Annotated in this window: 10 protein-coding genes; 9 read left to right on the forward strand and 1 reads right to left on the reverse strand. The window is 66.2% G+C overall.

Annotation, left to right across the window (positions count from 1 at the left end):
• Nucleotides 1-9: 9 nt before the first annotated feature.
• Both glgX and H512_RS0117435 read left to right on the forward strand, forming a co-directional pair.
• Nucleotides 10-2118, forward strand: coding sequence for a glycogen debranching protein GlgX (gene glgX / locus H512_RS24650; protein WP_245585443.1), 2109 nt, complete (start codon nucleotides 10-12; stop codon nucleotides 2116-2118).
• Nucleotides 2119-2153: 35 nt separating this feature from the next.
• Nucleotides 2154-3785, forward strand: a complete 1632-nt coding sequence (locus tag H512_RS0117435) for an alpha-D-glucose phosphate-specific phosphoglucomutase (protein ID WP_026784541.1) — start codon at nucleotides 2154-2156, stop codon at nucleotides 3783-3785.
• Nucleotides 3786-3844: 59 nt separating this feature from the next.
• On the opposite strand, the gene H512_RS0117440 is transcribed toward H512_RS0117435, so the two are convergent.
• Complete coding sequence (locus H512_RS0117440) at nucleotides 3845-5110, reverse strand: pilus assembly protein TadG-related protein (RefSeq protein WP_084798581.1); 1266 nt, start codon at nucleotides 5108-5110, stop codon at nucleotides 3845-3847.
• A 30-nt stretch (nucleotides 5111-5140) separates the two neighbouring features.
• Between H512_RS0117440 and H512_RS27115 the strand changes: the two genes are divergently transcribed.
• From H512_RS27115 to H512_RS0117470, 7 genes are all read left to right on the forward strand, one after another.
• Nucleotides 5141-5323 (forward strand): hypothetical protein, encoded by a 183-nt coding sequence (locus tag H512_RS27115; protein ID WP_156899556.1) that lies wholly within the window; start codon nucleotides 5141-5143, stop codon nucleotides 5321-5323.
• A 102-nt stretch (nucleotides 5324-5425) separates the two neighbouring features.
• Nucleotides 5426-6286 carry a pantoate--beta-alanine ligase gene (gene panC, locus H512_RS0117445; protein ID WP_036792389.1) on the forward strand — a complete coding sequence of 287 codons (861 nt, stop codon included), beginning with the start codon at nucleotides 5426-5428 and terminating at the stop codon, nucleotides 6284-6286.
• A gap of 23 nt (nucleotides 6287-6309) precedes the next feature.
• Nucleotides 6310-7131 (forward strand): 3-methyl-2-oxobutanoate hydroxymethyltransferase, encoded by an 822-nt coding sequence (gene panB, locus H512_RS0117450; RefSeq protein WP_026784544.1) that lies wholly within the window; start codon nucleotides 6310-6312, stop codon nucleotides 7129-7131.
• Nucleotides 7132-7713: 582 nt separating this feature from the next.
• Nucleotides 7714-8745, forward strand: a complete 1032-nt coding sequence (locus tag H512_RS0117455; protein WP_026784545.1) for an amino acid ABC transporter substrate-binding protein — start codon at nucleotides 7714-7716, stop codon at nucleotides 8743-8745.
• Nucleotides 8746-8957: 212 nt separating this feature from the next.
• Nucleotides 8958-10157 (forward strand): amino acid ABC transporter permease, encoded by a 1200-nt coding sequence (locus H512_RS0117460; protein ID WP_084798583.1) that lies wholly within the window; start codon nucleotides 8958-8960, stop codon nucleotides 10155-10157.
• A gap of 10 nt (nucleotides 10158-10167) precedes the next feature.
• Nucleotides 10168-11310 (forward strand): amino acid ABC transporter permease, encoded by a 1143-nt coding sequence (locus tag H512_RS0117465; protein ID WP_026784547.1) that lies wholly within the window; start codon nucleotides 10168-10170, stop codon nucleotides 11308-11310.
• Nucleotides 11311-11356: 46 nt separating this feature from the next.
• Entirely contained in the window at nucleotides 11357-12124 is a 768-nt protein-coding gene (locus H512_RS0117470) for an amino acid ABC transporter ATP-binding protein (protein ID WP_026784548.1), read from the forward strand.
• The last annotated feature ends 173 nt before the right edge of the window (nucleotides 12125-12297 follow it).

Raw genomic sequence — 12297 nt, forward strand, 5'->3', positions numbered from 1 at the left:
CCGATGACGGTGTCGATCCGGTCCGGGCGACCGTATCCCCTGGGAGCGCAGTTCGACGGGGAGGGCGTCAATTTCGCCGTTTTCTCCGCCAACGCGACGCGCGTCGACGTCTGCCTGTTCGAGCCGCTCACCGGCTTCGAGCATGCGCGGCTGACGCTGCCCGAATGCACCGACGAGGTCTTTCACGGCTACGTCTCCGGCATCGGCATCGGCACCGCCTACGGCTTTCGCGTCCACGGCCCCTACGACCCCGAGCACGGCCACCGCTTCAACCCGCACAAACTGGTGATCGACCCCTATGCCAAGGTGCTGACCGGCCGCCTGCGCGCCAGCGACCTGATGGCCGGCTACCAGCCGGTGACCTTCGACGACGCCAGCTTCGACACCCGCGACAGCGCCCGCGTCGTGCCGAAGGCGCTGGTCACCGAGTCCAGGGTGCCGCCCTGCGTCGGCTTCCGTCCGGCGCGGCCCTGGCGGGATACCATCATCTACGAGGCCCACGTCCGCGGGCTGACCATGCAGTTGCCCCGCCTGCCGCGCGCCAAAGCCGGCACCTATGAGGGCCTCGGGGCGCCGGAGACCATCGAGCATCTGGTCAAGCTCGGCATCACGGCGATCGAGCTGATGCCCATCCAGGCGTTCATGGACGACGGCTTTCTCACCCGCAAGGGCCTCGTCAACTACTGGGGCTATTCGCCGCTCTGCTATTTCGCACCGGAACCGCGCTACGATCACGGCACGCGCGGCGTCTCGGTGGTCGAGCGGGTGCGCGACATGGTGCGGGCGCTGCACGAGGCGGGCATCGAGGTCATCCTCGACGTCGTCTACAACCACACCGGCGAGGTCGACCAGTTCGGCCCGACGCTGAGCTTCCGTGGCATCGACAACGCCAGCTACTACCGCCTCAACCCCGACCGTCCGCGCTGGTACATCAACGACACCGGCACCGGCAACACGCTGAACGCCGGCCATCCGCGCGTGACGCAGCTGATCCTCGATTCGCTGCGCTACTGGGTGGAGGCGATCGGCGTCGACGGCTTCCGCTTCGACCTCGCCACCTCGGTGGGGCGCGAGCCGCACGGCTTCGATCCCGATGGCCGCTTCCTGAAGGCACTTCGCCAGGACCCGCTGCTCTCCACGGTGAAGCTGATCGCCGAGCCCTGGGACATCGGCCCCGGCGGTTACCAGCTCGGCAACTTCCCGCCCGGCTTCTCCGAGTGGAACGACCGCTTTCGCGACACGGTGCGCTCCTTCTGGCGCGGCGACGAGATGGTGGCGCCCGAGCTGGCCGCCCGGCTGCTCGGCTCGCCCGACCGCTTCGACAACTGCGACCGGCAGCCGTCGGCGTCGGTCAACTTCATCACCGCCCACGACGGCTTCACGCTGAAGGATGTCGTCTCCTACGCCGCCAAGCACAACGAGGCCAACCTCGAGGACAATCGCGACGGCCATTCCAGCAATCACTCGGCCAACTACGGCGTCGAGGGACCGTCGGCCGATCCGTCAGTCATCGCCACGCGCAAGCGGCAGATGCGCAACATGCTGGCGACGCTGCTGTTGTCGCAGGGAACGCCGATGCTGCTGGCCGGCGACGAGATCGCCAACAGCCAGTTCGGCAACAACAATGCCTATTGCCAGGACAATCCGGTCGGCTGGGTGAGCTGGAACGGCGCCGACGACCTCGAACTCACCGATTTCGTCGCTCATGTCGTCCGTCTTCGGCAGGCCCATCCGGTTTTCCGCCAGACGCGATTCCTGCACGGTACGCCGCGCCCCGACGACGGGCTGCCGGACGTCGAGTGGATCGCCGTGTCCGGCCGGCCGATGGCGCCGACCGACTGGAACAGCCGCGAATGCAAGGCTTTCGGCCTGCTCCTGCGCGATTCGGCGCTGCCGCACGCCGAGGCAGAGTGCGGCGCCGTCTACCTGGTGCTCAACGCCCACCGCGGCAATCGACGCTTCCACCTGCCGGCGACGCGCGAAGGCTGCGCCTGGAAGCCGATCCTGACCTCCGACATGCCGACCGGCCGTCCCGCCGCCGCCACGCCGCGTCGCGCCTGGCAGGCAGTTGAGGTGCCGGGCCGCACCTTCCTCGCTTTCGCCGAGGTAAGAGCTTGAGTAAGATGACTTCGCCTTTCGGGGAGTGAACGGGAATGCAGATCAAGACAATCGCCACCAAGCCGATCGACGGCCAGAAGCCGGGCACCTCCGGCCTCCGGAAGAAGACCCGCGTGTTCATGGAGCCGGGCTATCTGGAGAATTATGTCGAGGCGATCTTCGCCGGCGTCGGCGGCGTCTCCGGCAAGCTGCTGGTGATCGGCGGCGACGGCCGCTTCTTCAACGACAAGGCCATTCAGGTCATCATCAAGATGGCGGTCGCCCACGGCGCCAGCAAGCTGGTGATCGGCAAGGGCGGCCTGTTCTCGACGCCGGCCGCCTCCAACGTCATCCGCAAGCTCGGCGCCTTCGGCGGCATCGTGCTGTCGGCCAGCCACAATCCCGGCGGCGAGGACGGCGACTTCGGCATCAAGTTCAATGGCGAGAACGGCGGTCCGGCACCCGAGAGCGTCACCGACGCCATCTACGATGCGACCAAGGCCATCACCGAATACAAGATCGCCGACATCGCCGACATCGATCTCGACAGGATCGGCACGTCGAAGGCCGGCGACACCGAGATCGAGGTGGTCGATCCGGTGGCCGACTATGTCGAACTGATGCAGAAGCTGTTCGACTTCGACAAGATCGCCGCCGTGATCAAGTCCGGCTTCACGCTGCGCTTCGACGCCATGCACGCCGCCACCGGTCCCTATGCCAAGGCGATCCTCGAAGACCTGCTCGGCGCCGCGCCCGGCAGCGTCGTCAACGCCGTGCCGCTGCCCGACTTCGGTGGCGGCCACCCCGACCCGAACCCGATCTACGCCAAGGATCTCTACGACTTCATGGCGTCGCCCGAGGCGACCGACTTCGGCGCTGCTTCCGACGGCGACGGCGACCGCAACATCGTCATCGGCCGCGGCGCCGTGGTGACGCCGTCCGACAGCCTGGCGCTTCTCGCCGCCAACGCCCATCTCGCCAAGGGCTATGCCAAGGGCCTGGCCGGCGTCGCCCGCTCGATGCCGACCTCCGGCGCCGTCGACCGCGTTGCCGCCAAAAAGGGCCTCGACTGCTACGAGACGCCGACCGGCTGGAAGTTCTTCGGCAACCTGCTCGACGCCGGCAAGGTGACGCTGTGCGGCGAGGAGAGCGCCGGCACCGGCTCCGACCACGTGCGCGAGAAGGACGGCCTGTGGGCGGTTCTCTTGTGGCTCAACATTCTCGCCGTGCGCGGCGAGAGCCTGAAGGACATCCAGGAGAAGCACTGGGCCGAATACGGCCGCACCTTCTACACCCGCCACGACTACGAGGCGGTGGACACCGCCGCCGCCGAGGGGCTGGTGAGCCGCCTGCGCGACATGCTGCCGACGCTGCCGGGCACCAAGGTGGCCGGCCTCGAAGTGGCCAGCGCCGACGACTTCGCCTACAACGACCCGGTCGATGGCTCGGTGACCAAAAAGCAGGGTCTGCGCATCCTGTTCAAGGGCGGCGAGCGCGTGGTTTTCCGCCTGTCCGGCACCGGCACCGAGGGCGCGACGCTGCGCGTCTACCTCGAAAGCTTCGAGCCGGATGTGGCAAGGCACGGCCTCGACGCCCAGGTGGCGCTGGCCAAGGTGATCGAGGCGGCCGATACGCTGGCCGAGATCAAGGCGCGCACCGGCCGCGCCGCGCCGGATGTCATCACCTGAGACCGGCGTTTTCTTTCCGAGGATGACAAGGCCCGGGCGTCGCTGCCCGGGCTTTTTCGTCAATGCGACAGGAAGGCGCCGTCCGTCGTGGTGATCGTCGCCGACGAGCCGTTGGGGATCGCCGTGGCATCCGGCGCGAGGTTCCAGGTCGCCTGGTTGAGGATCAGCGAGTCGGCGACGACGGTGACCTTGTCGAGCGAGGCCGTGGCGCCCGAATTCATGGTGAGCTGCCGGCTCGGCAGGTGGATCAGGCCGGACAGCGTGTGGCCGGGGCTGTCGTTCCACGGCCATTGATAGGTCCCGCTGTTGTTCGGGTTCTCGTAGATCAGGATGCCGGCATAGGTGCCGCTGGTCGGCGCCGTGAGATAGGTGGCGGCGCCGGAGTTGAACTGGAACTTGGACGTGTCGGCGAAATAGAAGGTGACGCCGGTTCCCTTCAGCGTGCCCTGGACGTTCCAGTCGCCGCCCTTGATGACGTAGAGGCCGGGGTTGAAGGTGGCCACGGTCCTGGAATTGTTGAAGTTGACGCCGCCGCAATGCACGCCCGGCTCGAAGGTGTAGGTGGCGGCTTCGATGTTGCGGCTGGTGTAGGTGCAGGCGCCCACCGTCACCGCGGGCAGGGTGCCGGCATAGGGATCGCTGGCCGGCGAGCAGCCCTTCTCAAGATTGGGATGGGTGCCACCGTTGTCGATGACGCTGGCGCTCTTGATGCAGATTTTCTTGGAATTGATCGTCGTGCCGGCATTGAACACCGCCGCGCCGCTGGCGCTGGACTGCACGTGGATCTCGCAGTCCGACGCGTTGACCACGGCGCCGGAGTTGACGAGCAGCGCCTGAGAGTTCCTGGAGGTGAGCAGGATGCAGACCGTGCCGGCCGCCGCCGTGGTGGAGGTCTTGGGCGTCGCCCTGGCGGTGACACCGACCGACGTCTCGCTCTTGCCGACGAGGCTCATGAAGGTCATCTGCACGGTGATGGTGGCCGAGGCGGAGACGCTGTTGTCGCTGTTGCGCACGAAGCTGGACCTCAGGCCCTCGTCGGCGACGCCGGTGTCGGAGAGGTTGGCAACCAGCGCGGTGCGGCCGGCGTCGGCATAACCCGACCCACTGGTCAGCGCGGCGCGGATGGTCGCCTGGTCGAGCGCCCCTTGCAGGATCTCGCGCGAACGGAGCACCTGGGCGAGGTCGACGGCGGCGCCCACCGCCACCAGCAGCACCGTCATGGCGAGCGCCATGGTAATGCCGATCGAGCCGCGGCGATTCCGGCCGAAGGCGGAAAGCCCGCTCCGGCTCCCGGATTGTCGTGCCACGCTGCCGTAAGACATCATTTCAACCTCATGCAGCCAATGGATGCGGCGTTGGGCAAGCCGCCGGATAAGTTGCGCATCGTTGCTAAAAGCGCGAGCGAAAACGCTGATATAGGCGATTTCTCCAATCTTGAACGTTACGGTATTAAGAATCTGTCGGGCAAATGGTTAAAATTCTCGGCAATGCCTGAAGACAAGGATAGAGCAGTCCGTCATCGCCATATCCGCCGATAGGCCGTGCCCGGCTTTTTCGCGGCCTGCCCGATTCTTGGGTGACAAAGCGTTTTTCGCGGCAGTAAAAGGGCGGCACCAGATAACACCGTGCTGGAGGACAGAGTGCCGCTCGAAACCGTGACCACGATCGCCGATCTCCGTCGCCGGCTTCTTGAGCCGAGGCTGGCCGGGCGGAGCATCGGTCTGGTGCCGACCATGGGGTACCTGCATCGCGGCCACGCCACGCTGGTCGATCGGGCGCGCGAGGGCAACGACGTCGTGGTGGTCACGGTGTTCGTCAATCCGTTGCAGTTCGGGCCGAACGAGGATTACGCGCGCTACCCGCGCGACCTCGACGCCGACCGCAAGCTGCTGGCCGAGCACGGCGCCGATATCGTTTTCGCGCCGTCGGTCGAGGAGATGTATCCCCGGCCGGTCGCCACGCATATCGAGGTGGAGGGTCTCTCGGCCCGCCTCGAAGGCGAGCGGCGGCCCGGCCATTTCCGCGGCGTCGCCACAGTGGTCGGCAAGCTGTTCAACCTCGTGCAGCCGACCCGCGCCTATTTCGGCGAGAAGGACTACCAGCAGCTTCAGGTGATCCGCCGCATGGTGGCCGACCTGTCTTTCCCGCTGGAGATCGTCGGCGTGCCGACGGTGCGCGATGTCGACGGCGTCGCGCTGTCCTCGCGCAACGTCTACCTCTCGCCGGCCGAGCGGGCCGCCGCGCCGGTGCTGAGCCGGTCGCTCGCCGCCGCCGCCGAGGCGATCGCCGCCGGCACCGTCGATCCCCTCGATATCGAGGCGATCATTCGCAGCACGCTCGCCGCCGAGCCGCTGGCCGAGCCCGACCTCGTCGCCATCGCCGCCGCCGACACGCTCGATTCCATAGACCCCGAGGCGCCGCCGCCGGCCATTGCCCTGATGATCGCCGTCCGCATCGGCCGCACGCGCCTGATCGACCAGCGCGTCGTGGCCGTTTCCTGACCGGATATCCCGGAGGTATTGAGATGAGCACTCCCGTCCGTTCCCGTCGCACCTCGGTCGCCGACATCAAGGCGTTGAGGGGCGTGCGCCCGATCGTCAGCCTCACCGCCTATACGGCGCCGATGGCGGCTCTCCTCGACCCGCACGTCGATTTCCTGCTGATCGGCGACTCGCTCGGCATGGTGGTCTACGGCTTCGAGACGACGCTGCCGGTGACGCTCGACATGATGATCGCCCACGGCGCCGCCGTGGTGCGCGGCTCCAAGACGTCGCTGGTGGTGGTCGACATGCCCTTCGGCTCCTACCAGGAGAGCCGCGAGCAGGCCTTCCGCTCGGCCTCGCGCGTGCTGTCCGAAACCGGCGCCCAGGCGGTGAAGCTGGAGGGCGGCGAGGAGATGGCCGAAACCATCCGCTTCCTCACCGACCGCGGCGTGCCGGTGCTCGGCCATATCGGTCTGACGCCGCAGATGGTCAACATTTACGGTGGCTACAAGACACAAGGCCGCAACCAGTTCCAGGCCGCCAAGCTGAAGTCCGACGCCCGCGCCGTGGCAGAGGCCGGCGCCTTCGGCTTCGTGCTGGAAGGCACCATGGAGCCGGTGGCGCGCGAGATCACCGGGGAATCGCCCATCCCGGTGATCGGCATCGGCGCCTCGCCGCAATGCGACGGCCAGATCCTGGTCAGCGAGGACATGCTCGGCCTCTACAACGAGTTCATTCCGCGCCACGTCAGGCGTTTCGCCGACCTCGGCGCCGAGGTGTCGAAGGCGGCCGCCGCCTATGCCGAGGAGGTCAAGGCGCGCAGCTTCCCCGGCATCGAGAACACCTTCCAGCCGAAGCTGTGAGCCTCGCCACTAGGACAAATTGATGAACAGCGATCCGGGGATCGATACCCGGATCGCTGCTGCCTGCCGACCGTCATCGCCGGGTCGCATCCGTGCCGGCACCCGTCAGTCCGCCCCTGTGCCAAGATGACCATCGTCTACGTGAAAACACGTGACGGCGCGGCGGCGTTTTTCATGAATTCGGCAGGACTGTTTTGGGGCTTCTGGGGCGCATTGCCCCAGCTGTTCTTAAGTAATCTGTCGTCTGAATAAAAAACAACCTGAGTGCCCATTTCGTAGGCGGTAGTTCGATTATCATTTGCGCATGTGTAGTTTGTGGTCATTTTGTGGCGCTTTGCGATTGACCATCGGCATAATTTGTAATCTAGTAATTGAAGAGCCTGTCGGTTCGGCAGGCGCGGGGCGATGGCCGCCGGTTTCTTCCTTCGATCTCAAGGGGTCCTGGGGAAGCCTCGGAAGTCGCTCCCAAGAACAGGCCCGGAAAGCCGGAGGCGCCTCGGCGCTGCGGCAATCGCGGTGGGTGTCGACAACAATAACACCACCCTCGCGTCGGGCCCTGGTTGGTCATCAGGGGAGACAATCATGGGTTCCAACACACTCAGCAAGCTTCTGTTCGGCGCCGCCTTCCTGGGTGCCGGCGCGGTTGCCGCCTCGGCCGGCACGCTCGACGACGTCAAGGCCAAGGGTTTCGTGCAATGCGGCGTCAACGGCGCCGGCCTTGCCGGCTTCGGCGCGCCGGACGACGCGGGCAACTGGAAGGGCCTCGACGTCGACGCCTGCCGCGCCGTCGCGGCCGCCGTCTTCGGCGATCCCACCAAGGTGAAGTTCACCGGCCTCTCCGCCAAGGAACGCTTCACGGCCCTGCAGTCGAAGGAAATCGACATGCTGGCCCGCAACTCGACCAACACCATGAGCCGCGACACGCAGCTCGGCATCACCTTCACCGGCGTCAACTACTTCGACGGCCAGGGCTTCATGGTGAAGAAATCGCTCGGCGTCTCCTCGGCCAAGGACCTCGACGGCGCCTCGGTCTGCGTGCAGTCCGGCACCACCACCGAGCTGAACCTCGCCGACTACTTCAAGTCCAACGGCATGACCTTCAACGCCGTGGTGTTCGAGAAGCAGGAGGAAGCGGACGCCGCCTATGACGCCGGCCGCTGCGACGCCTACACCACCGACGCCTCGGGCCTCTACTCGATCCGCCTCAAGATGACCAACCCGGACGACAGCATCGTGCTGCCGGAGATCATCTCCAAGGAGCCGCTCGGGCCGGCCGTCCGTCAGGGCGACGACCAGTGGGAATCGATTGTCCGCTGGACCCATTACGCCATGCTGATCGCCGAGGAATTCGGCGTCACCCAGGCCAACGTCGACGAGATGAAGACCTCGGAGAACCCGGAAGTGCAGCGCCTGCTCGGCGTCGGCGAGGGCGTCGACTTCGGCTCGCCGATCGGCCTCACCAAGGACTGGGCCTACAACATCATCAAGGGCGTCGGCAATTACGGCGAGTCCTTCGAGCGCAACGTCGGCGAGGGCTCGTCGCTGAAGATCGCCCGTGGCCTCAACGCCCTGTGGTCGAAGGGCGGCCTGCAATACGCCCCGCCGATCCGCTGATCGCCGAGGCGAGGGGAGGCGCCGATGGCGCTTCCCCATCCATCCGACGGACGGGACATCGCCCGGCGCCGGCGTGGGATACGGCCGTCCTCGCTGCGGAGGCGGCTGCCCACGCGGGCCGCGACCGTTTCCGGCCGCCTCGACTACGGTTTTCCTGACGTGAAGAAACGCGGCTCATGGCGCCGCCCGGCGCCTTCTCGCGAGGCTGGCATATGACGCTTCGAGACAAGACGGCGGAGGACTCGCCCCGATCCTGGGTCCGTGCCGCTCTTTACGACGCCCGAATTCGTGGCTGGGTGTTCCAGGCTGTGGTCCTGGTTGTACTGCTGCTGCTGACGCTCTGGATCCTGCACAACACGGCCGCCAACCTGCGCGCCGCCAATATTCCCTTCGGCTTCGACTTCCTCCACATGCGCGCCGGCTTCGACATCTCGCAGAAGCCGATCGACTACACGCTCGATTCCTCGCACGCCCAGGCCTTCAAGATCGGCCTGCTCAACACGATCATCCTGTCGGTGCTCGGCATCGTCTTCGCGACGATCATCGGCTTCATCGTCGGCATCTCGCGGCTGTCCAACAACTGGCTGCTGGCCAAGGCGGCCACCGTCTACGTCGAGACGCTGCGCAACATCCCGCTGCTGCTGCAACTCCTGTTCTGGTACAAGGCGGTGCTGTCGGTGCTGCCCGGCCCGCGCCAGGGCTACATGCTGCCGCTCGCCACCAACCTGTCCAACCGCGGCCTCACCATGCCGCGACCGATCTTCGGCCAGGGCTTCGACTTCGTCATGTGGGCCTTGCTGGTTGCCGCGGCGATCGCCTGGGGCCTGGCGCGCTGGGCGCGGACACGGCAGGCGGCCACCGGGCAGCCGTTTCCGGTGTTCTGGGCGTCGGCGGGTCTCGTCGTCGGGTTGCCGCTCCTGGTCTTCCTGGCGCTCGGGGCGCCGCTGACCTTCGAGATTCCGGTGCTGAAGGGCTTCAATTTTGTCGGCGGCATGGTCATCCATCCCGAACTGATCGCCATGGTGCTCGGCCTGTCGCTCTATACCGCCACCTTCATCGCCGAGACGGTGCGCGCCGGCATCCTCGCCGTTTCCGTCGGTCAGAGCGAGGCGGCCTTTTCGCTCGGCCTCCAGCCCGGCCAGACCATGCGGCTGATCGTCGTGCCGCAGGCGATGCGCGTCATTATCCCGCCGCTGACCAGCCAGTATCTCAACCTCACCAAGAACTCGTCGCTGGCGCTGGCCATCGGCTATCCCGACCTGGTGGCGGTGTTCGCCGGCTCGACGCTCAACATCACCGGCCACGCCATCGAGGTCATCGCCATCACCATGGCGGTCTACCTCGCGCTGAGCCTGATCACCGCTGCGGTGATGAACTGGTTCAATGCCCGCGTGGCGCTGGTCGAACGCTGAGGAGACGGTCATGAGCCGCATCGAAACCGACACCGTCTTCGTCCGCCGCGACTTTCTCTCTCCCGAACCGCCGCCGGCCTCGTTCGGCGGTTTCCCCGGCTGGGCGCGCCGCCACCTGTTCTCCTCGCCGCTCAACATCGCCATCAGCCTGCTGATGCTGCTGTTCGTCGCCTGGGCGCTGCCGCCGCTCATCCGCTGGCTGTTCGTCGATGCCGTCTGGACCGGCAGCAACCGCGAGGCCTGCCTGCCGAAGAACGGCGAGCCGATGGGCGCCTGCTGGGCCTTCGTCAACGCCAAGCTGGCGCAGTTCACCTTCGGCTCCTACCCGGCCGACCAGCGCTGGCGGCCGGCACTGGTGATGATCGTCTTCTTCCTCGGCCTCGCCGCCGTGGCCGTTCCCGGCACGCCCGGCCGGCGGCGCATCGTCTGGCTGATGCTGACCGCCTTCCCGGTCGCCGCCTTCTGGCTGCTTTACGGCGGCCTCGGCCTGCCGGTGGTCGAGACGTCCAACTGGGGCGGCCTGCTGGTGACGCTGGTGGTGGCGGTGACCGGTATCGTCGCCTCGCTGCCGCTCGGCATTCTGCTGGCGCTCGGCCGGCGCTCCAAGCTGCCGTTCATCAAGATCGTGTCGGTGGTGTTCATCGAGATCTGGCGCGGCGTGCCGCTGATCACCGTGCTGTTCATGGCCTCGGTGATGCTGCCGCTGTTCCTGCCGAACGGCGTCAACTTCGACAAGCTGCTGCGCGCCCTGATCGGCGTCGCCATGTTCACCGGCGCCTACATGGCCGAGACCATACGCGGCGGCCTGCAGGCCATTCCCAGGGGGCAGTACGAGGGCGCCGCCTCGCTCGGCCTCAGCTACTGGCAATCGATGCGGCTGGTGGTGCTGCCGCAGGCGCTGAAGATCGTCATTCCCGGCATCGTCAACAGCTTCATCTCGCTGTTCAAGGATACCTCGCTGGTGATGATCATCGGCCTCTATGACTTGCTGGGCTCGATCCAGCGCAACTTTTCCGATGCCAACTGGTCGACGCCGTCGATCGCCCCGACGGGCCTGATCTTCGCCGCCGCCGTTTTCTGGGTTTTCTGTTTCTCCATGTCACGCTATTCCATGTACATGGAGAGAAAGCTCAACACCGGGCGCAAGCGCTAGCCGCGCGCCCGGCGCTGCCCGTATTCCGCCGAAGGGACTCGAATTCATGGCCGATATTGCCTTAGCCGACACACCCGCCTCCGAGACCGCCGTCGAGATGATCGGCGTCAACAAGTGGTTCGGCGAGTTCCACGTGCTGCGCGACGTCAACCTCTCCGTCAAGCGCGGCGAACGCATCGTCATCTGCGGGCCGTCCGGCTCCGGCAAGTCGACGACCATCCGCTGCATCAACCGTCTGGAAGAGCACCAGAAGGGCAAGATCATCGTCGACGGCATCGAGCTGACCAACGACCTCAAGCGCATCGACGAGGTGCGGCGCGAGGTGGGCATGGTGTTCCAGCACTTCAACCTGTTCCCGCACCTGACCATCCTGGAGAACTGCACGCTGGCGCCGATCTGGGTGCGCAAGATGCCGAAGAAGGAGGCCGAGGAGGTGGCGATGCACTTCCTCACCCGCGTCAAGATCCCCGAGCAGGCCAACAAGTATCCGGGCCAGCTCTCCGGCGGACAGCAGCAGCGCGTCGCCATCGCCCGCTCGCTGTGCATGCGGCCGAAGATCATGCTGTTCGACGAGCCGACCTCGGCCCTCGATCCAGAGATGGTCAAGGAAGTGCTCGACACCATGGTCGGCCTCGCCGAGGAGGGCATGACCATGATCTGCGTCACCCACGAAATGGGCTTCGCCCGCCAGGTGGCCAACCGCGTCATCTTCATGGACCAGGGCCAGATCGTCGAGCAGAACGAGCCGGAGGAATTCTTCTCCAACCCCATGCACGAGCGGACCAAGCTGTTCCTCGGCCAGATCCTGCACTGACCCCAAGGCGGGCGCCGGATCGCCGGCGCCCGCCACGCATCTTCAAGCGTCGCTTTGAAGAACGGCGCGAGCGATTTGTTTCTTAAGTCTATTCCCTTTCCGGCCGATGTTGCATTCCGGCCGGTGGATATCCTGGTCGTTGCCGGCCGTTTCAGGAAACGGGCCTTTCTAAA

Origin of the sequence: Pleomorphomonas koreensis DSM 23070 (assembly GCF_000425185.1) — a bacterium.
Classification (GTDB): Bacteria; Pseudomonadota; Alphaproteobacteria; order Rhizobiales; family Pleomorphomonadaceae; genus Pleomorphomonas; species Pleomorphomonas koreensis.